Origin of the sequence: Pedobacter sp. UC225_65 (assembly GCF_042698365.1) — a bacterium.
Lineage (GTDB): Bacteria > Bacteroidota > Bacteroidia > Sphingobacteriales > Sphingobacteriaceae > Pedobacter.
Window position 1 is genome coordinate 4,025,806 of record NZ_CP170550.1, and the last position, 22,352, is coordinate 4,048,157.

Here is a 22,352-nt window from a genome sequence, read left to right on the forward strand (position 1 = left end):
CAAAAAAGCGGATCCGTTTCTGGATCCGCTTTTTTATAAGTTATAATTAAAAGCAGAATTGGATTTAGTAACCAAATAACTGCTCTAGGCTTAAGGTAGTTACCGCGCCAAATTTCTGCATATCTTCTAATTTTACTTTTTTATCAGAAGCTACGATCAGATAGGTATAAGGCTTGTTCGCAATTTTTTGCTCATGGAAGCTTTTGATGGTTGCGAAATTGATCGGTTTCAGCTCTTTGTAAAGATCGATTCTCGAATCATGGTCATAGCCTAATTTTTTATCCGCAAAATAAGCATAAAGTACACCATCTTTTGTAATACGGGTAGTTTCTAAACCATTCAATACATTGGCTTTTGCACCATCAAAAGATTTATCACTTTTTGGCAATACATTTAACAATTCGTTCATCCCGTTTACGGCATCCGTCATCTTATCAGCCTGGCTACCTACATAGGCAACCATGTTGTACTGTTTGTCTGCCCTATCTGGAGAAACATAAGTTGCAAAAGTAGAATAGGCCAAAGCTTTAGATTCCCTGATTGTTTGGAAAACGATAGAACCCATACCACCACCAAAGTAGTTGTTGAATACTTGAATCTCGGCCGCATCAGCTTTGTTGTAAACTCCAGTATTTCTTAACCAACGGATCTCTGATTGTACCATGTCGTAATTTGCAAAATATACCTTGTTTGCATCCTGCGTAGTGTAGGTGTACACTTTTGCAGGTGCCGCAGGTGTAAACTCTTTAGGTAACAAATGTTGTTTTTTAACATCTGCGCTAAAGCTAGCCAGATCTTTTGGACCATAATAAGTAATAACGTGTTCGTAATTATTCAGGTTATGCAAAATGTAGATCAGGTCTTCCGCTTTGATGTTCTTCACTTCTTCATTGGTCAACACATTGTTGAATGGATTTAAACTGCCATATTGCGCATAAGAAGTCAACGCATTCATCATCTGACCTTTGTTCAACTTATTGTTTTCGCGGGTTTTTAAAATGCTGCTCTTCAATTCTGTCAACGCTTTTTCGTTTGGTTTAACGTTGGCAAAGATGTGCTCTACCAAACTCACGGCCTTGTCAAAGTTTTCTTGCAGACCGCTGATGTTGATCGTTACCATTTCAGCACCAACACTTAGGTTATACGTACAGGCAATATTATAGAATGCCTTACTGATTTCTTCCGCACTATATTTATCAGTACTTAGATAAGGAAGATAAGAAGAGGCATAAGGCAATAACTTATAGTTGTTCGAGCCTAGGTTAAACCTATAGCTCATCCTGAAGATACTGTTGTCGTTGTTTTTAGTAGCCAATACTTCCGCAATACCAACTTTACCAAAAGCGATATCTTTTTGGTAATCTAAAAATTTAGGCGCAATTGGTTTTACAGGTGCATCAATCACACTTTTTACAAATGGCGAGGTCAGGTTTGCATTGGCATTGATCGGCGTAATGGTCGGTTTTTCAACTTTCATCACATTTTTATCTTCACCTTTATGTTTAAAACCAATCACATAATTGTCTTTGAAAAATTCTTTGGCAAAGGCAACAACCTGTGCTTTGGTAATTTTAGCGGTAGCCTCAATGTCGCCTAAGCTTTTGTCCCATTTGGTACCTCTGTTCAATACAAATTCAGTAGATAGACTTTCAGCTCTGTTACCATTGCTGTCAAAAGCCTGCAAGAAACCTAATTTCTGGTTGGCCACGATTGCTTTTAAAAGCTCATCATCAAAAGCACCTTGTTTCAGCAGGTCGATCTGCTCCAATAACAATTTAGAGGCTTGCTCTAAGGTCTGTCCCTGTTTTGGTTGTGCCGTTAGGTTGAACACACCATAATCTTTCATCTGTTGGTAACCCGCACTAGCTCTCAACGTTTTTTGTTGTTTGTTAAGGTTAATGTCGATCAAACCAGCTTTACCATTGGTCAAGATGCTGCGGATCAGGTTTAACATCAAACTTTGTGGAGAGTTTTCTGCATAACCACGGTAATAGATGTCTACCATTTCAGCACTTGGTCCATACACATCAACCTGTTGGATCTTGGTCAATGGTTTCTCTGGAGCAGGATTGTAAAGTGTAACTGGCTTTGGAACCATATAACTGAAGGTTTTGTCAACCTTTTTGATCATCTCATCAGGATTGAAATCACCTGTGAAAATAGCCGCCATGTTATTTGGCACGTAATACTTGTTGTAATATTTTCTGATCTCTAATAACGATGGGTTTTTCAAGTGCTCTATGGTACCAATGGTAGTCTGTTGACCATAATTATGTGTTGGGAAAAGCAATGCAGACATTGCCTCGTCCAATTTATTGCCATCATTATCCAATCCACGATTTTTTTCTTCATAAACCGCCTCTAGTTCTGTATGGAAAATACGGAAGATTGGCTTACGGAAACGCTCTCCTTGTATAGCCAAAAACTTGTCTACAGAGTTTGAAGGAAAATCTTCGTTGTATACCGTCTCTTCGTACCAAGTATGGGCATTAGAAGAATTGCCGCCAATACCAGCAATCATTTTATCATACTCATTCGCGATAGAGAAATTAGAAGCTTCGCCTGAAGTTTTGTCAATCTCTTTATAGATCTCTTTGCGCTGCGCCGGATCGGTTGTTTTGTTGTACTTTTCGTAAAGAGCATCAATCTTATCTAAATAAGGTTTTTCTTTTGCCCAATTGGCCGTACCAAATTTGTCGGTTCCCTTAAACAAAAGGTGCTCCAGGTAATGCGCTAAACCCGTTGCATTTTTAGGGTCTGTATTACTTCCCGCTCTAACGCTCATACGGAATTCGATGTTCGGTTCTTTTGTGTTAGGTGATAGGATTACAGTCAACCCATTTTTAAGCGTGTAAAAACGTGTTTTCGATGGGTCGTTGGTTACATACTTGTAGGTGTAACCCCCAGCTGTTGCTGTTTTCCACTGATAGGTAGATTGAGCAAATAAGTTTGATCCTGTAACTAATAGACAGACAAACAATAGTAATTTGTTTTTCATTGATTTATATGGTTTTAGTGGTGATGAAGCTAGTTGAAGGGATAGTAGTTTCACCTATAATAAGTTATGAGTCAAATATAAGTGGATAGCTAACACATTTCCTAAAAAATAGCCGAAAATTATATTGTCCCGATTTCAAGTGCTACCATAATTTCTCGTATTTTTACCATTATGAACAAAAACACTAAGAAACCCACCATTTTAGTGGTTAATGATGATGGAATAACCGCACCAGGATCAAAAGCCTGATCGAGGTGATGCAGGAAATCGGTCATGTTGTAGTGGTTGCACCCGATGGTCCTCAATCTGGAATGGGGCATGCCATTACCATTGGTAAACCACTCCGTTTTGATAAAGTAGATCTCTACCCAGGTGTAGAAATGTACAAATGTTCAGGTACGCCTGTTGACTGTGTAAAACTAGCCGTAAACAAAGTTTTTAAAGGTCAGAAGCCTGATTTGTGTGTGTCTGGGATCAATCATGGACTAAACAACTCGATCAATGTGATTTATTCAGGTACCATGTCGGCAGCAGTTGAAGGCGCTATTGAAAAAATTCCTTCGATCGGATTTTCTTTGGACGACTTTTCGCAGGAAGCAGATTTTAGCCATTGCAAAAAGTTTATAAAGAGCATTGCGTTACAGGTGATTTCTCACGGATTACCAGAAGCTACTTTGTTAAATGTAAACTTTCCTAAAGGTGCAGACCTAAAAGGCATCAAAATCTGCAGACAGGCCAATGCAAAATGGGCCGAAGACTTTGAAGAAAGGACAGACCCTATAAAAGACCTTATTATTGGTTAACTGGGGTTTTTGAAAACTATGATAAAGGTGAAGATACAGATGTTTGGGCCTTAGATCATGGATATGTGTCTGTTGTACCTGTACAATTTGACCTGACCGCCCACCATGCGATCCGATCTTAAACAGTTGGGAGTTTGTTGACGGAAGTGCTACAGATAGCCCTGCACATCAAACTGCCGGACCAGATGGAAATAGCTTAGGTTAAAATGAAGCAAAAGATCGCAAACATTAAAAATACAGTTTGGAACGGTGCGGGCATTGGATTGATCGTACCTATTGTTCCGGGTGTGTTGGTTTGGTATTTAATGCAAAATGTAAAAGCCTTGCGCCATGCAGACCTGCTATTGATAGGCTGTATTGCCATTAATGCTTTCTTGATGAACTATTTTTTCAAGCTCAACAAAGAAAATATTGGAAGAGGCATTTTAAGCATCACGTTTTTATGGGCTTTTGTCTTCTTTTTTTATAAGGTTTTGTAGGGTAGTCGGTAAGTCCGAAGTCGAGAGTCAGAAAGTTAGAACTACTGACCAATGAACCAATGCCCAATAAACCATTGAACTAATAAAAATGAAATATTACTTGGTAGCCGGAGAAGCCTCTGGAGATTTGCATGGGGCCAATTTAATGAAGGCCTTAAAGTTGGAAGATGCACAGGCAGATTTCAGGTATTTTGGTGGCGATAAGATGCAGGCAGAAGGAGGGGAGTTGGTGAAACATTATGCCGATATGGCTTTTATGGGTTTTACCGAAGTGCTACTCAATCTAAGAACAATCTTAAGCAACCTCAAAAACTGTAAGGCAGGTCTAGTGGCCTACCAACCAGATGTGCTGGTGCTGATAGACTTTCCGGGATTTAACCTTAAAATGGCCGAATTTGCCAAAACACAAGGCATTAAGGTCTGTTATTACATCTCGCCAAAAGTTTGGGCATGGAACCAAAAACGGGTGTTGAAGATCAAAAAAGTAGTAGACGAGTTGTTCTGCATCCTTCCGTTTGAAGTAGATTTCTACAAAACATGGGGAATGGATGTTCATTATGTGGGCAACCCGCTGTTAGATGAAATTGCACAGTTTTCTCCAGTACCTGAGTTTAGGAAAAAAGAAGAGCTCACCGAACAAAAGATGATCGCCTTATTACCAGGCAGCAGAAAACAAGAGATTGAACGTTTACTGCCCGACATGTTGAGCATCACAGCACAGTTCCCCGATTATCAATTTGTAATTGCCGCAGCACCAACATTTACAGCAGACTACTACCAACAATACATTGGCAATAAAGAGGTAAAGCTGGTTTTTGCCCAAACCTATAACTTATTGCACTATGCCCATGCTGCATTGGTCGCTTCTGGTACCGCAACACTCGAAACGGCATTGTTTAAGGTGCCACAGGTGGTGCTATACCGTGGTGGAGCAATATCTGTTGGCATTGCCCGTTTAGTGATCAAGATCAAGTTTATTTCGTTGGTCAACCTGATCATGGATAAAAAAGTAGTTACAGAGCTGATCCAACAAGATTGCAACAGCAAAGAAATTGCAACTGTTTTAGCCTCAATTGTAGCAGGAACCGATAGAGAAGCGATGTTGAACGATTACAATACGCTTGCTGAAAAGATGGGAACGGCAGGCGCATCAGAACGAACAGCAAAATTGATAGTTAATTTTCTAACTTTATCGAATAAGTAATTATGAAAGCCCTTTCTATTAAAGATATTGCACTCAAAGCCAATGTATCCATTACAACGGTTTCTTTTATCATCAATGGCAAGGCCAAAGAGAAAGCCATTAGCGATGCAGTGATCAAAAAGGTGCAACAGATCATTATCGACAGTGGCTACAAACCCAACCAGATCGCCCGGAGTTTAAGAACGGGTAATTCTAACATCATTGGCTTGATCATCGAAGATATTTCCAATTCCTTCTTTTCTAAGATCGCTAGACTGATTGAAGACAAAGCCTATAAAAAAGGTTACAAGATCATTTATTCGAGCACCGAGAACAATGTAGATAAAGCCAAGGAGCTGATCAATATGTTCAAGTCTAGAAAGGTAGATGCTTATATCATTTCGCCGATCAAAGGGATCCAGGAAGATATCCAGATGTTGTTGAACGACAACAAACCTGTCATCTTGTTCGACAGGAATTTACCCGAACTACAGACCAATTATGTAGGTGCAAACCATTTTGAAGCCTCTTACCAAGCAGTAGAACGTTTGATCAAAAATGGTAGAAAGAATATTGCCTTGGTTACCATTGATATTGATGTAGAACAGATCTTGGAACGTTTTGAGGGTTACAAAAAAGCATTGTTAGACCATAACCTGCCTTTTGCAGAGCAATTGGTGGTGAGTATCCCTTTCCATCAAGAAGAAGAAGAAACGGCTAAACAGATCGAGCAGCTTTTGAAGAATAAAGATATTGATGCCGTCTTGTTCGCAACCAACTATCTGGCCATCAGCGGGCTAAAAGTGCTTAAGCAAATGGGTAAAAAGCTCGATGAAAACTTTGAAGTGATCGCATACGATGACCATGAGGCTTTTGAATTACACACCCCAAGCATTTCGGCGATACAACAACCATTAGAAGAAATTGCAGAGACCATCATCAAATTGATCTTGACCAGATTATCTTCTAAAATCAAGCTTCCAGACGAACAAATCATTATTCCAGCAAATTTGATCCTGAGAAAATAATAAGTGGCAAAAAGATGTTGTAACAACAGATTTGTTTTTATGTATCATAAAAGTTACATTTAGGATTATGTCTTTTTCAAGACTAATAATTAATATTGATTTACTAAAACGTTTTACTTAACTACCCTCTTTGGTAAACCTGTGGTTGTTTTCAACCGTCATCAGGTTAAGGTTGAGTTATTTGTTTGGCGATAAAAAATGATGCTACTGGTTTGGGTAGTTAGTAAATCGTTTTAGTATTTCATCAAATCATCATTTGATGGTCTATTTTGCTTGTAACTAACCAATATAAATATATGAACCCAAGTAGAATCATGGATTTTTCCATCCAACCCCATTGTAGGCACACTATTAAAAAATTAACCCAAACAAGCAACTTATTCTAATCAAATTATTATGAAAAAACGGCTATTTTTATTAGTCATAGCACTAATCAGCTTCATTAACGTAATGGCCCAGACCAGGGTCTTAACTGGTACTGTTTTAGATCAGGACGATAAAAGTCCATTGGTTGGCGCATCAGTTAAAGTACAGGGAACAGCAAACGGAACATCAGTAGATGCAAAAGGGAATTTCTCTTTAAATATATCAGGTGCTGTTACTTTAGAAGTAAATTATCTTGGCTACCAAACCAAAACGGTTCAAGTTAATGCAGACACCAAAACAATTGCCATTACCTTAGCCTCTGAGTCGGGCAACCTTAACGAGGTTGTAGTAACCGCATTGGGTATTGCCAGACAGGCAAAAACATTAACCTATTCAACACAGACCATTAAAAGTGATGAGCTGAATGCGGTAAAAACACCCAACGTGATCAACAGCTTGAACGGTAAAGTTGCGGGTGTGCAGATCAACCGTACTTCTGGTGGTGTGGGTGGTGCAGCACGTATCACCATTCGTGGCGATAAGTCTACACGTAACTCTCAACCTTTATATGTAATTGATGGTATGCCAATCACCAACCCAACAGAAGGTGCAAAGGTAGATATCTACAGCTCGATGCCAGATAATGGCGACATCTTGAGTACAATGAACTCAGAAGACATCGAAAGCATCAACTTTTTAAAAGGTGCAGCCGCTACTGCTTTATATGGTAGTGCTGGTAGTAACGGTGTAATTTTGATCACCACCAAAAAAGGTAAACAAGGTGTAGGTAAAATCGATTTCTCTAGCAGTGTTACTTTCGACAATGTTTTTGGAACGCCAGTACTACAGAACAGCTATCTACAAACAACCACGCCAACGGCAACTGATGCAGGAAGCAAAGAAAGCTGGGGCCAAAAAGGTGCTTCAAAAAACCATATCGACGATTTCTTTAACCAAGGTTCTACCTGGATCAACAGTTTGAATTTCTCATCTGGTAACGATAAATCGACCAATTTCTTTTCTTACTCAAACACTACGAATAAAGGAATTATCCCTACCAGTAAATTTGATCAGAACAACTTGAACTATAGAAATTCAAGCAAGTTTTTCGATGATAGGTTAACGTTGGATGCGAATGTGATGGCTTCTATCCAAAAAGTAGAGAACAGGGTTAATCCGGGTATGTACTTTAGTCCATTGTTGGGATTGTATTTGTTCCCAAGAGGATTGGACTTCGACAATTACAAAAACAACTACGAATATTTCTCTCCATCGCGTTACTTAAACGCACAAAACTGGTGGAACATCAATCTTGATAAAGGCTATACTGGTGGTGATGATCAACAAAATCCATATTGGGTGTTGAACAGAAACAAAGTGAAGACCAACAATAAGAACATCTATACTTCAGCCGCTTTAAACTATAAATTAACAGATTGGCTAAACGTTCAGGCTCGTGGTAACTATAACTACTACAATTCTGAAGCGCAAAGAGATGTGTATGCCACTACCCAAGCTACGATCAGTGGTGTAAATGGTAAGGTTTACCACAATGGTTTCGAATCGAAAACCTATTATGGTGATTTGATCTTTATGGGTAAAAACAGTTTGAATGACGATTTTAAAATAGAATATACCGCAGGTACATCGATTACGGATATCAAAAAAATCAATACCACAATCGAGAATGCCAATCTGTCTTATCCGAACTTGTTTACATTGTCTAACTTGATCTTTAACGGAACAAACGACAACGGCCGTCACTATAGGATTGAAAACCACCATATCCAAACACAATCTATTTTTGCAAGCGCACAATTTGGTTACAAAGACAAATTGTTCTTAGATGTTACTGATAGACAGGAGTGGTCTTCAACTTTAGCATTTACCCCAAAACAATCTTATAACTACTATTCGGTTGGTGCCAATGCCATCCTTTCAGAATTGGTTAAAATGCCAGCAGGTATCGATTTTGCAAAGATCAGAGGTTCTTATGCAACAGTAGGTAACGGTATTGAAGACAACAGGACCAACCCTCAGCCAAATATCGATGCAGGTTCTTATGTAAGTCCAGATGGTTCTCCAGTTCAGGATCCAAGATATTATTTACGACCAGAGATGAACAATACCATAGAGTTGGGTACGGAATGGAGATTCTTCAAAAACCGTTTGACCTTAGATTTTACCTGGTATAAATCAAACATCAAAGGACAGTTCTTAAAAGATGTAACCTTGCCTCCAGGTGTGGCTGCAGGTACAAAAGGAGATATTTCTGGCGGTAACATCCAGAATACTGGTATCGAGGCTATTTTGGGTTACAAATTGATGAACGAAGGTGCCTTCAAATGGAGTACAACCCTAAACTTCAGTACCAATAAAAACAAGATTGTTGAATTGTTCCCATCGGCATTGGGTGTAGATCCTAATAGCTTACTTACCCTTGTAGGTGGTGGAATGAATTACCTTAAACAAGGTGGCTCTTTTGGTGATATCTATGGTACAACCTTCCAACGCGATGCACAAGGACGTATCTTGGTTGATGCACAAGGTGTGCCGAGCCGTAACGAGACCAAATCTTATTTAGGTAATCCTAACCCTAGAGCAATCTTGGGATGGAGCAATAATTTCAGCTATAAAAACCTAACCCTAAGTGTATTGGTTGATGGCAAGTTTGGTGGTAAGGTATTGAGCTTATCTGAACCGTTTTACGATTCGTACGGAGTAAGTCAGCGTAGTGCAGCTGCTCGCGATGCAGGTGGTATCAATATCCCGAATGCGGCAACTGCCAATGGCGCAGCATGGACCGGAAAAACCGATGCCCAAGCCTATTACACCAAAATAGGTGGAAGAAACGAAATTGACGAAGCCTACATATACAGTGCTACGGCAATCCGCTTAAGAGAATTATCATTATCATACCGTGTTCCTGTAAAAGTTAAGGGTATCAGCAACCTTACCTTAAGTGCAATCGGAACCAACCTCTTCTTTATTAAAAAAGATGCACCATTTGATCCTGAGCAGGTTTCTGGTGTATACGCAGGTGGTGTTGGCGTTGATGTATTTGGATTGCCAACTTATAGAAGCTTTGGCTTTAGTTTAAAATGTGGTTTTTAAAGATTGAATGATCATGAAAAATAAGATAAAAATTTTAAGCCTTACAATGGCGGCAATGGCAGTATTTGCCAGTTGCAAAAAAAACTTTGAAGAATTTAATACGAGTTTATCAGGGCTTACAGATGCGCAGCTAAATGCCGATTATACAAAAGTGATCGGCCCGATGAAAGAGGTGCAACGCAACCTGATCAACCAGACCAACTGGATCTACCAGTTGCAACAGAACTTGAATGGTGATGTGTATAGTGGCTATTTTATGAGCCCAACCACTTATGGTGGAGACAACAACACCAATTATTTTATGAAGGATGGTTGGAACGACAGGACCATCATGAACCAGTTGGATGATGTGATGCAGAAAGTAAAGAGTTTTGAAGACGGTACCAAAGTATATCCTTCAACAACTTTTAACTACAGTTCTGCCATGCTTAACATCTTAACTGTAATAGAGGCCCAAAAGGTTTCTGATATACACGGACCTGTAATCTATAGCAAATTTGGTAAACCAAATGCTGATCTTTCTGTAGACTACGATAGCCAACAAGCAGCTTATAACAATTTCTTCACCACCTTGGATAATGCTGTTGCAAAATTGAAATTGGCAGCCAACTCTGGTGATGTAACCGCCATGAAAGCTGGCGATATGGTATACGGTGGCGATGTAAGCAAATGGATCAAATTGGCCAATACGTTAAGGTTAAGAATGGCCATCCGTATCAGATATGCAGATGCGGCTACAGCTAAAACACAAGGTGAAAAAGCATTGAACCCTGCAAATGGTGGCTTGATCGAAAAGAATGAAGACAATGCCTTTATCAATTATGGTGCAGGTCACCCGATCAACGACATCATCAATTCTTGGGGCGATTGTAGGTCAGGTGCACCGCTAGGAGCAATCTTAGGTGGATACAATGACCCTCGTTTACCTAAATACATGGCTCCGGCAACTGATGCAGCAGTAAGTGGTCAATACATCGGTATCCGTAACGGCATTACCTTGGTAGACAACGACAGGTATAGAAGTTATTCAAAACCTGTTGCCCTTTCGGCCAATGGAGATTATTTTAGCGGCTCGAACGGAAAAGCAAGATTGGCTTGCGCTGCCGAAACCTGGTTCTTAAAAGCGGAGGCTGCCTTGTTGTTGTGGACCAATGCTGGCGATATCCAGACCAATTACGAAACCGGGATGAAAGTTTCTCTAGACGAGTGGGGTGTGGCTGGCTCGGCTGTTGCTTATCTGGCTGACGATACCCATACGGCTAAGCCTTATATCGATCCTAAAGCCGTAGTAGCAGGTCAAAATGATATTTTAGCGGGTAGCCCATACTTAAGCAACATTACCATTAAATGGGATGCAGCGGCAACCGACGAAAGAAAGTTAGAACGCATCATTACCCAGAAATGGATTGCCATCTATCCTGATGGACAGGAAGCCTGGTCTGAATTTAGAAGAACAGGTTATCCGAAACTTTTCCCTGTGATCAACAATGCAAGTGGGGGTACGATCTCTACCACAGCATTTATCCGCAGGTTACCATTCTGTAGCAAGTTTATCAATAGTAACCCAGGTGGTTACCAAAGAGCTTTGGCCACACTTGGTGGACCTGACAACGGAGGTACCAAACTTTGGTGGGATAAAAAATAACAAATATTGAATATCGGCTGGATCGGGTTTGCCTAATCTAGCCGATCATTTAAGTTCATTACAACAAGCTGAGCTTCTGCTATTTGTTCTATATATTTAAAAACTATTGTTTGCACACCACATACATCTATCACGTTACCTTTCCAAAAAATTATGATGCCATTTAGATCAATCACCATTAAGCCAATGTACAAGCAGCTCAAATTGAGTGTTACCGTTGTCTTACTTACAGCGCTTACCCAGTTTGCTAACGCTCAACAAAATACCAACAACAGTTTAACAAAATATGTAGACCCATTGATTGGGTCGGCCAAACATGGACATGTGTTTGTAGGTGCCAACGTGCCTTATGGAGCTGTTCAGCTTGGTCCGAACAATATATTTGAAGGTTGGGATTGGTGTAGCGGTTACAACTATGCCAGCAATACCATTACAGGTTTTGCACATACACACCTTAGTGGAACAGGAATTGGAGACCTTGGTGATATTTCCATTATGCCAACTACGGGCAAACTGGTATTGGACAAAGGGCAGAAAGACAACCTTAGTAATGGTTATGTCTCTACCTTTTCTCATGAAAAGGAAACAGCCAAAGCAGGGTATTATAGCGTTTGGTTAGATAAATATGAAATCAAAGCAGAACTTACCGCAACAGAAAGGGTAGGTTTTCATCAATATACCTTTAAAAAAGATGCAGAAAATCCTCACCTGATGCTGGATCTGGTTGAAGGGATTGGTTGGGATGCAGCAGTCATGTCGCAAGTGAAGTTGATTGACCCACAAACAATCGTAGGATATAGAAATTCTAAAGGATGGTCTACAGACCAAAGGTTGTTTTTTGTGATCAAATTGTCGCAACCAGTTAAGAACATTGCCCTATACGATGGTCCATTGCTAAAGAATGGCACTGATGTTACAGGAAAACAATTGAAAGCTGTTGTTAATTTTCAGGCCATCCAAAATGATGTCCTGCAAATTAAAGTAGCTATTTCTCCTGTAAGTGTAGCAAATGCCATATTGAACCTCAATACCGAGCTACCAAGTTGGGATTTTAAAGGCACCATCAAAAAAGCAGACCAAAAATGGGAGAAGGAATTGCAAAAAGTGAGGATCGATGCCTCCAACAATTCGAAGAAGATCTTTTATACCGCACTGTACCATACCATGGTGGCCCCATCCTTATTTAACGATGTAAATGGCGATTACCTTGGTACAGATAAAAAAGTATATAAAAAGGCTACTTTTAACAATTTGACCACTTTTTCACTGTGGGATACCTACCGTGCCGCACAACCTTTGTACACCATCTTGCATCAAGAGAAAGTGAGCGATGTAGTCAACTCGATGTTGGCCATTTATAAACAACAGGGCAAATTGCCGGTTTGGCATTTAATGGGTAGCGAAACCAATACCATGATCGGTTACCATGCCGTTCCGGTTATTGTTGATGCCTATTTAAAAGGTTATCGAGGCTTTGATGTAAAATTGGCATACGAGGCGATTAAACAATCGGCCATGCAAAAAACAGATGGGATTGACTATATCCAACAATTAAAGTTTATCCCTGCCGATAAGGTGAACGAATCTGTAGCCAAGGCGTTGGAATATGCCATAGATGATTATTGCATTGCCCGTATGGCCAAAGTCCTGGGTAAAACTGCGGATTACGAATATTTTACTAAAAGAGCCAAGCTTTACGAACTCTATTTTGATCCGCAAACGCAGTTTATGCGTGGCAAATTGGCCAATGGAAATTGGCGTACGCCTTTTAGTCCCTTTGCTTCCAAACACCGCGAAGACGACTATACCGAAGGCAATGCTTGGCAGTACATTTGGCTGGTACCACAAGATGTAGAAGGATTGGTTAAACTATTCGGTAGTGAAAAATCTTTTGTCACCAAACTGGATTCTTTGTTTACCGTTCCTTTTCAGTTTGGAGAGGAAAGTTCGCCCGATATTTCTGGGTTGATCGGGAACTACGCCCAAGGCAATGAGCCTGGGCATCATATCCCATACCTATACCCTTACGTTGGCCAACCTTGGAAAACCGCAGACCTGATCAGAAAGATCGACCGCGAATTTTTTACCGCAAAACCAGATGGTTTGTGTGGCAATGAAGATGTAGGCCAGATGTCGGCTTGGTACATCTTCTCTGCCATGGGTTTCTATCCCGTTAACCCTGCCAATGGGGCTTATGTTTTTGGTTCGCCTTTGTTAAACGGTGCTACCATTTCGTTGCCTGCCAATAAAAAATTTGTGATCAAGGTGATCAACAATAGCGCAGCCAATAAATACATCCAAAAGATCGTACTCAATGGCAAGCCTTACACCAAATCCTACCTCATGCACCAGAGCATTGTAAAAGGAGGTAACCTACAGATTTACATGGGTAACCAACCCTCGCCCACATTTGGTGTAAATGCCAAAGACAGACCAGTTTCTAACATGAATTAATTACCAAAAGCAATAGACAATGAAGATGATAAAAAGTGCTTATTTGTTTTTGGCCTATACCTTGGTTTCCCTTTTCATGGCCTTGCCCGTAGCAGCACAACAAAAATACGAGCTCAATTCTGGTTGGACCTGTGCCAATATCAATAAGGTAAAAGTAGGTGGAGCGCAGCTATCCAGATCAGATTATCCGGTAGACCAATGGATGAAAGCTACGGTGCCGGGCACGGTATTGACCACCTTGCTGGACAATAAAAAAGTACCCGACCCATTTTATGGGATGAACAATAAACTGATCAAAGACATCTACCATACCGGAAATGCCCATTACACTTATTGGTTTGTAAAATCATTTGACCAAGTGGCCAAAGGCGATGAACAGATCTGGCTTCAGTTTAGGGGTGTAAACTATAAAACAGAGATTTTTTTAAATGGCAAAAAGGTAAATGCACAAATACATGAGGGCATGCACCTGCGTCAGCAATATAACATTACTTCCTTATTGTCGGCCAATGGCCATAACCGTTTGGCCGTATTGGTTTACCCACCCGATTTTCCGGGGGATTCCAACGGTGGGCAAGGTGGTGATGGTACTATTGCCAAAGGACTGACTACCCAATATACCGCAGGTTGGGACTGGATACAACCGATCAGAGACCGTAATACAGGTATCTGGGATAAGGTAACCATCGAAAAAACAAAAGTGGTAAATCTACAAAACCCTCATGTAGTTACACTAGTGCCGGGTAAACGTGCTGTAGAAGGCGCACAGCAACCTGCCACGATCAAAGTATCTGCCGAGCTGATCAATACCAGCACCAAACCCGTTTCAGGCACCTTGGTGTTGACCATGGCTGGCAAAACTACCCAGACAAAAATTACGCTACCTGCCCAAAAAAATACAGAAGTACAATTGCCGCAATTGCTGTTGACCAACCCTAAATTGTGGTGGCCAAACGGTTATGGCGAACAAAACCTCTATCCAACCAGGTTGCAGTTTATTGTTGGGACAGCTGTTTCTGACGAAGAGAACCTAAATGTAGGTGTAAGGCAGATTGAAACTGCTTTTAATACCCATACACAAAGCATGGAAACGACCATTAATGGGCAGCGACTTTATCAAAGGAGGCAATTGGATCATTTCTGATGCCATGTTGAGGTTTACACCACAAAGGTACGATGCCGAGATTCGATTCCACAAGGAAATGAACTTGAACCTGATCAGGATCTGGGGAGGAGCGATCACCGAGCGTCCCGAATTTTATGAAGCCTGCGACAAGTACGGTTTATTGGTTTTCCAAGATTTTTGGTTCAGTGGCGATTGTAATGGTCGATGGTATGATCCACTTAAAAAGGAAGACCAGTGGGCAAGAAGAAAATATCCAGACAACCACCAATTGGTGTTGACTGCTGCAGCCGATCAGATCAAAATGATCAGGAACCATGCATCATTGGCCTATTGGTGTGGGGGCAATGAATCACCCCACCCGATGATATCCTTATTCCATTAAGAGACGAGATTTTGCCAAAATTGGATGGCACCCGTACCTTTATCGATTTTTCTAACAGCGATGCCATGTCGGTAAATACATTTGGTGGCAATGGAGATGGCCCTTATAACATCCAAAACCCGAAAACATTTTGGACCAACAGAACTTTCCCTTTCAATTCAGAAATCGGGTCTGTGGGTACAGGTGATTATGAATCGTTAAAAAGATTTATTCCAGAAGCCAATCTTGTTGCACCACACTATCCCAATAAGGTAGATTCGGTTTGGGAGTACCACAGATACATTGGCTACGACCAATACATCAAACCTTATGGAGAAGCCAAAAATGTACAAGATTTTGCACAAAAGGCCCAGTTGGTCAACTATAACCAGTACCGATCATTAATGGAAGGTTTTTCTGCACACATGTGGGATTGGTATACCGGTTCGATCATTTGGAAGACCCAAAACCCATGGACGGCATTACGCGGACAGATGTACGATTATTACCTTGATGTAAATGCTGCTTTATATGGATTGAGGTCGGGAAGTGAACCTTTGCACATCATGTTGAACCCTGCTGATAGCATCATTACCGTAGTGAATAACCATTTTGTGCCCAAACGCAATTTGATGGTAAAAGCTACCGCTTATGATATGGCTGGCAAGGCTTACTTTTTGGATCAGATTTTTTACGAAATCAACCCCGCTACAGTTAAAAAATGCTTTTCCATCAAAAATGCGATTGAAAAACTGAAGCAGAAAGATGGGCTGTTTATCCAGCTGTCTTTGTTGGATGAAAAAGAGCAGGTATTGAGCGAAAACTTTTATTGGCTTGAAGACGAGAACGGTATCTATACTGGCCTACAGAAAATGGACAAAACAACCTTGGCCATCCAGCCTACCGTTATCAGTAACAACAGATTGGCCGTTAAATTAACCGCACCAGCAAATCAACCTGTCGCATTTTTTACACGGGTGTCGTTAATAGATAAGCATACAGGAAAAAGAATATTACCAGCGTTTTACTCGGCTAATTACATCAGTATCTTGCCAGGGACTTCGCAAATGTTGAATATAGATTGTAACAATGTTGATTTAAAGAATTGTGCAGTAGAAGTTTACGGTTGGAATGTAGATAAAATAAGTAAGGCCATACCCTAACGTAATTTAAAAGCAAAATATAAAATTGGTTTTATGTTGCTGAAAATCAATGCTTTTACGGTTGACTGACGTTGGTAGGTTGAATAAGGTCAAATAAGAAATGCCTTTGTTTTACCAACACTTTAGCAAATAGCGTGTCATTATTGCTTGAAGCGAATGAGAAGGCTGTTTTGCTTAATAATTGATACTTTTGGTTTAAGGATAACAAGATATAGAATTAGAAGATAAACATGAGTAGACCTGTTGTATTAGGGGTAGATATTGGCGGTTCGCACATTACGGCCGCATTGGTAAATTTAGAAAATGGAACCTTGATTGAAGGTTCTATTAAACGTAGCGCAGTAGATTCAAAAAAAGATAAAGAAGAAATTTTAAGTGCTTGGTGCAAAGTCATCAACAATGCATTTGAAGGCTCGGTAGAATTAAGAAAGATACATCGGCATTGCCATGCCCGGACCATTTGATTATGAGCATGGGATTTCGCTGATCAAAGAACAAGATAAATTCAACGACCTCTACCAGGTCAACATCAAAAAAGAACTGGCCAATCGTTTAGGGACCCCATTAACCCACATCAATTTTGTGAATGATGCTGCAGGTTTTATGCAGGGCGAATTATTTAGTGGAGCCGCAAAAGGATATAGCAGTGTATTGGGCTTAACGTTGGGAACAGGTTTAGGCTCGGCAATTTCCATCAATGGCTCTGCAACAGATGCCGAACTTTGGAACTCGCCCTTTAAAGATGGTATTGCCGAAGATTACCTTTCTACCCGATGGTTTGTAGGGCGTTACAAAGAACTAAGTGGAGAAACATTGACAGGCGTAAAAGAATTGGCCGATAGGGTAGCGCACGACAAATCTGCCCAACAGGTATTTGTAGAGTTTGGATATAGTCTGGCCCAATTTTTAATTCCCATTATCAAAGAAAATAAAGCCGAAGTGGTTATTTTAGGGGGCAACATTGCCCAGGCCATTGAACTTTTTTGTGTAAGTTTAAGCGAAGAACTACAGGCAAATAAGCTGATCATTCCCATTAAACTATCGGTATTAAATGAACATGCATCATTGATTGGTGCAGCAAGTAGTTGGGACCTAAACAGACAACAAACAGAAAAAATAACAAACGAGCATTAAAGCTGGTTAAATCAAGATAGATATGAAAAGAAGAACATTTATACAGAATACAAGTTTGCTAGGTGCTGGTGTACTGGCATCTAAGTTCTCGTTTGCAGCCGCACCTGATTTTCCGGTAGTAAGGGTTGCTCTAGAAAAGCGCCATTTTACAAGTGTTGCGGTAGACAATGCCATTAAAACCTTTCAGGCCAATGTAGCCGACAAAGAGTTGGGCTGGTTGTTCGAAAACTGTTTCCCAAATACTTTAGATACCACGGTAACTTATAGCTTACAGAATGGCCGACCAGATACCTATGTGATTACTGGAGACATCGATGCCATGTGGATGCGCGACAGCTCTGCACAGGTTTGGCCCTACCTACAGTTTGCCAATGAAGAAAAGAAGATCAAAGACCTGATTGCAGGCGTAATCAATCGTCAAACCCAATACATCTTAAAAGATCCTTATGCCAATGCCTTTTACAATGACCCGAATAAAATAGGCGAATGGAAAAATGATAAAACAGCGATGAAACCAGGTGTGCACGAGCGCAAATGGGAAGTAGATTCATTGTGTTACCCTATCCGTTTGGCCTATAACTATTGGAAAAAAACAGGGGATAAAGCACCATTTGATGGCGAATGGAAAAAAGCCATAGAAGCTACCTTAAAAACATTTGTAGAACAGCAACGTAAAACCAGTAAAGGTCCGTACCGTTTCCAACGCGAAAGTCTGTATCCAACAGATACACTTTCGATGAATGGTTATGGTTTTCCGGTAAAACCCATAGGCCTGATCTGTTCTTCTTTCCGCCCAAGCGATGATGCCACCATCTATCCATTTTTGATCCTTCTAACTTTTTTGCGGTAAGTAGTTTGAAACAAGCTGCAGAAATGGTGACTGCCCTACACAACGATAAGATCTTGGCCGATAAGCTTACCGCATTGGCTACAGAAGTTGATGCAGCCCTAAAGAAGTTTGCGGTTAAAGACCACCCGATCTATGGCAAAATGTTCGCTTTTGAAGTAGATGGTTTTGGTAGTGCCTACATGATGGACGATAGCAACGTACCCAGCCTATTGTCTATGCCTTACCTAGGGGCGATCAAAGTAGACGATCCAATCTATAAAAATACAAGGCGGTTTATCCTATCGAGCGATAACCCTTATTTCTTTAAGGGTACTTTTGCCGAAGGGGTAGGCGGTCCGCATATTGGTCCGGATATGATCTGGCCAATGGCGATCACCATGCAAGGCATGACTTCTGTAAGCGATGCAGAAATCAAAAAATGTATTACCATGCTTAAAAATACCCATGCTGGTAAAGGTTTTATGCACGAGAGTTTCAATAAAGATAACCCGAAAGATTTTACACGCAGTTGGTTTGCTTGGGCAAATACCTTGTTTGGAGAGTTTTTATGGAAGGTATACAATGAAAAACCACACTTGTTAAAATAAACCATAACCTAATATCACATGAAAAACCTCTTGCACGTTGCCCTGTGTTTAGTATTGGGTGTAGGTACAGCCAAGGCACAAAATCCAGAAGTGTTTAAAGAAAAAGGCTATACCTTAAACTTTTTAAACAACGACCAGAGCTTTGATCCTGCCTTAAAAAAACGGATGGTAGCCACCTTTTTTAAGGTATATCCAGTATTGGCCAATGCCTATAACAAAAACACGGCAAAAGAGGTTACTTTTAGTATAGACACGGCCTATAAGGGAGTTGCAGCAACAGGTGGGGGTAAAATTGTGTATAATCCCGATTGGTTTAGGAAACACCCCGGCGATATTGATGTAGTGACGCACGAAGTAATGCATGTGGTACAGAATTATGGCAGAGGAGGCGGACCAGGTTGGCTAACAGAGGGCATTGCAGATTATGTACGCTATAAATATGGAGTAGATAACGCAGGAGCCAATTGGTCATTAACCCCATTTAAGCCCGAACAGAGTTATAAAAATGCCTACCGCATTACGGCAAGGTTTTTAAATTACCTCGAAAAAAGTAATCCTGGCATTGTAGTGAAACTAGATGATGCCATGCGTACACATACCTATAAAGATACGATCTGGACCAATCTGACCGGAAAAACGGTAGACGAACTTTGGACTGCCTATGCAGCCAACCCAGGCACTTAACAATTGATATCCGCTCATTCAATACAATTTATAATGATCAAGAAATTACTTACACTTACCCTAGTTTTTGCCGGTTTAGGTCTATCTGCACAAACTGTAGGTAAGATTACTGATCCGGTAGAATGGATCAATCCGTTAATGGGTACACAATCTAAACCAGACCTGTCTAATGGCAATACTTATCCCGCTATTGCGGTGCCATGGGGAATGAATTTTTGGACGCCCCAAACAGGTAAGATGGGCAATGGCTGGGCTTACCAATATGATGCCGACAAAATCCGCGGTTTTAAGCAAACGCACCAACCATCGCCATGGATGAATGACTATGGACAGTTTGCCATTATGCCCGTTACCGGTAAATTAAGATTTACCGAAGACGATCGTGCCAGCTGGTTTACGCATAAAGCAGAGATTGCCAAGCCCTATTATTATAGCGTATACCTTGCTGATGCCAACGTAATGACAGAGATTACCCCAACAGAAAGGGCTGCACAGTTCCGTTTCACTTTCCCTAAAACAGATAGTGCCTTTATTGTGGTAGATGCTTTGAACAAAGGTTCGTACATCAAGATCGATTCCTGCTGAGCGCAAAATTATGGGATACACTTCAAAATATGCCCGTGGCCCATTGCCAAGCAATTTTAAGAACTATTTTGTGATCTATTTTGACAAAGACTTTTCAATTTCGAAAACTTGGTCGGGCAATAAATTAAACGATACCGATCTAGAATTGCAAAGTGACCATACAGGCGCCATAATTGGATTTAAAACTGCAAAAGGAGAGAAAGTACATGCCAAGGTAGCCTCTTCATTTATCAGTTTTGAACAAGCAGAAATCAGTTTAAAAAGAGAATTGGCCAAGGATGGTTTTGATGCCACTAAAGCCAAAGCCAAAGCCATCTGGAACAAAACCTTAAGTAGGGTGGCAGTAGAGGGGGGTACGGTGGATTAGACCAGAACTTTTTACTCGTCACTTTATCGGACCCTATTTTTCCCTAACAAATTATACGAACTTGATGCCAACAACAAGATCGTACATTGGAGCCCCTACAATGGGAAGATATTGCCAGGTTATATGTTTGGAGGCACAGGTTTCTGGGATACTTTTAGGGCCTTGTATCCTTTCTTGAATCTAGTTTATCCCGACATCAACAAAGAGATGCAGGAGGGTTTGATCAACGATTATAAGGAGGGTGGCTTTTTGCCCGAGTGGAGCAGTCCTGGTTTTGCCGACATCATGATCGGTAACAACTCTGCTTCTGTAGTGGCCGATGCCTATATCAAAGGGATGCGTGGTTACGATATCGAAACCTTGTGGCAGGCCGTTAAACATGGAGCAGATAACGAAGGCCCGATGACAGCCGTTGGCCGTAAAGGCGTAAAGTATTACAACGAATTGGGTTATGTACCATACGATGTAAAAATCAATGAAAATGCTGCCCGTACCTTAGAATATGCGTATGATGATTTTGCGATCTATCAATTGGGTAAAGCTTTAGGCAAACCTGAGAGCGAGATTGGCATCTATGCCAAACGTGCAATGAACTATAAAAATCTTTTTGATCCTTCTACTGGTTTAATGAGGGGAAAAAATAAAGATGGAAGTTTTCAATCGCCGTTTAGCCCTTTTAAATGGGGCGATGCCTTTACCGAAGGCAATAGTTGGCACTACTCTTGGTCTGTTTTTCAAGATGTTGCAGGTTTGGCCAAACTGATGGGTGGAAACGAAAAGTTTGTGAATAAACTGGATTCTGTATTTATCCTGCCGCCGATATTTGATGACAGTTATTACGGAGGTGTGATCACGAAATCCGTGAAATGCAGATTGCCAACATGGGCCAATATGCACATGGTAACCAACCCATACAACACATGATCTACCTGTACAACTATGGTGGTGCCCCTTGGAAAGCACAGTACTGGGTACGCGAAACCATGGACAGGATGTATAAAGCTACACCAGATGGCTATTGCGGCGATGAAGACAACGGACAAACCTCAGCTTGGTACGTATTCTCGGCCATGGGTTTTTATCCGGTTACGCCAGCAGTAGACCAGTATGTAATTGGTGCGCCATTATTTAAAAAGATAACATTGAACTTAGAGAATGGTAAAACCGTAGTGATCAATGCACCAGCCAACAATGCCAATAACAAGTATGTGGGGGGCTTAAAGGTTAATGGAGTGACTTATGATAAAAACTGGTTAAGTCATTCAGCCCTGCAAAAAGGGGCGGTATTGGATTTCAGTATGACCGCAACACCCAACAAAACAAGAGGTGTAAAAGAAAGCGCTTTCCCCTATTCCTTTTCTACAGCAAAAAAATAAAATCATGCCTTGCAGCTTTACAGTAGCCATTGTAAAGTTGCGAGGCTGT

At 40.8% G+C, this 22,352-nt stretch carries 13 protein-coding genes and 3 pseudogenes; 15 read left to right on the forward strand and 1 reads right to left on the reverse strand.

Going from position 1 to position 22,352, the window contains the following annotated elements:
* Positions 1 to 64: 64 nt before the first annotated feature.
* Positions 65 to 2,998, reverse strand: coding sequence for an insulinase family protein (locus ACFJIZ_RS21250; RefSeq protein WP_379088797.1), 2,934 nt, complete (start codon positions 2,996 to 2,998; stop codon positions 65 to 67).
* Positions 2,999 to 3,169: 171 nt separating this feature from the next.
* Here ACFJIZ_RS21250 and surE point away from each other — a divergent pair.
* The 15 genes and pseudogenes from surE to ACFJIZ_RS21325 all read left to right on the forward strand — a co-directional run bounded on the left by surE (position 3,170) and on the right by ACFJIZ_RS21325 (position 22,303).
* Positions 3,170 to 4,006 (forward strand): annotated as a pseudogene (surE, locus tag ACFJIZ_RS21255) (5'/3'-nucleotidase SurE).
* Position 4,007: 1 nt separating this feature from the next.
* The gene (locus ACFJIZ_RS21260) at positions 4,008 to 4,280 is read left to right on the forward strand and encodes a stationary phase survival protein SurE (protein WP_379088800.1); all 273 of its coding nucleotides are present in this window, start codon (positions 4,008 to 4,010) and stop codon (positions 4,278 to 4,280) included.
* Between the two features lie 88 nt (positions 4,281 to 4,368).
* On the forward strand, positions 4,369 to 5,484 hold the full coding sequence (gene lpxB, locus ACFJIZ_RS21265; protein ID WP_379088803.1) for a lipid-A-disaccharide synthase: 1,116 nt from the start codon (positions 4,369 to 4,371) through the stop codon (positions 5,482 to 5,484).
* A 2-nt stretch (positions 5,485 to 5,486) separates the two neighbouring features.
* Positions 5,487 to 6,491, forward strand: a complete 1,005-nt coding sequence (locus tag ACFJIZ_RS21270; RefSeq protein WP_379088806.1) for a LacI family DNA-binding transcriptional regulator — start codon at positions 5,487 to 5,489, stop codon at positions 6,489 to 6,491.
* 396 nt (positions 6,492 to 6,887) lie between these two features.
* Positions 6,888 to 9,971, forward strand: coding sequence for a SusC/RagA family TonB-linked outer membrane protein (locus ACFJIZ_RS21275; RefSeq protein WP_379088809.1), 3,084 nt, complete (start codon positions 6,888 to 6,890; stop codon positions 9,969 to 9,971).
* Positions 9,972 to 9,984: 13 nt separating this feature from the next.
* Positions 9,985 to 11,616 carry a SusD/RagB family nutrient-binding outer membrane lipoprotein gene (locus ACFJIZ_RS21280; RefSeq protein WP_379088812.1) on the forward strand — a complete coding sequence of 544 codons (1,632 nt, stop codon included), beginning with the start codon at positions 9,985 to 9,987 and terminating at the stop codon, positions 11,614 to 11,616.
* Positions 11,617 to 11,802: 186 nt separating this feature from the next.
* On the forward strand, positions 11,803 to 14,070 hold the full coding sequence (locus ACFJIZ_RS21285; RefSeq protein WP_379088815.1) for a GH92 family glycosyl hydrolase: 2,268 nt from the start codon (positions 11,803 to 11,805) through the stop codon (positions 14,068 to 14,070).
* Positions 14,071 to 14,089: 19 nt separating this feature from the next.
* The gene (locus ACFJIZ_RS21290) at positions 14,090 to 15,214 is read left to right on the forward strand and encodes a hypothetical protein (protein WP_379088818.1); all 1,125 of its coding nucleotides are present in this window, start codon (positions 14,090 to 14,092) and stop codon (positions 15,212 to 15,214) included.
* Entirely contained in the window at positions 15,171 to 15,578 is a 408-nt protein-coding gene (locus tag ACFJIZ_RS21295) for a glycoside hydrolase family 2 TIM barrel-domain containing protein (RefSeq protein WP_379088821.1), read from the forward strand. The genes ACFJIZ_RS21290 and ACFJIZ_RS21295 overlap by 44 nt, the downstream gene beginning before the upstream one ends.
* 11 nt (positions 15,579 to 15,589) lie before the next feature.
* Entirely contained in the window at positions 15,590 to 16,720 is a 1,131-nt protein-coding gene (locus tag ACFJIZ_RS21300; protein WP_379088824.1) for a hypothetical protein, read from the forward strand.
* A 230-nt stretch (positions 16,721 to 16,950) separates the two neighbouring features.
* On the forward strand, positions 16,951 to 17,184 hold the full coding sequence (locus ACFJIZ_RS21305; RefSeq protein WP_379088827.1) for a hypothetical protein: 234 nt from the start codon (positions 16,951 to 16,953) through the stop codon (positions 17,182 to 17,184).
* Positions 17,168 to 17,854, forward strand: a complete 687-nt coding sequence (locus ACFJIZ_RS21310; protein WP_379088830.1) for an ROK family protein — start codon at positions 17,168 to 17,170, stop codon at positions 17,852 to 17,854. Before ACFJIZ_RS21305 ends, ACFJIZ_RS21310 begins: the two co-directional genes overlap by 17 nt.
* Before the next feature lie 22 nt (positions 17,855 to 17,876).
* Positions 17,877 to 19,291: pseudogene (locus ACFJIZ_RS21315) on the forward strand (glycoside hydrolase family 125 protein).
* Positions 19,292 to 19,309: 18 nt separating this feature from the next.
* A complete protein-coding gene (locus tag ACFJIZ_RS21320) occupies positions 19,310 to 19,975 on the forward strand; it encodes a basic secretory protein-like protein (RefSeq protein WP_379088833.1) in 666 nt (221 codons plus the stop codon).
* Between the two features lie 33 nt (positions 19,976 to 20,008).
* Positions 20,009 to 22,303, forward strand: a pseudogene (locus tag ACFJIZ_RS21325) (GH92 family glycosyl hydrolase).
* Positions 22,304 to 22,352 lie beyond the last annotated feature (49 nt).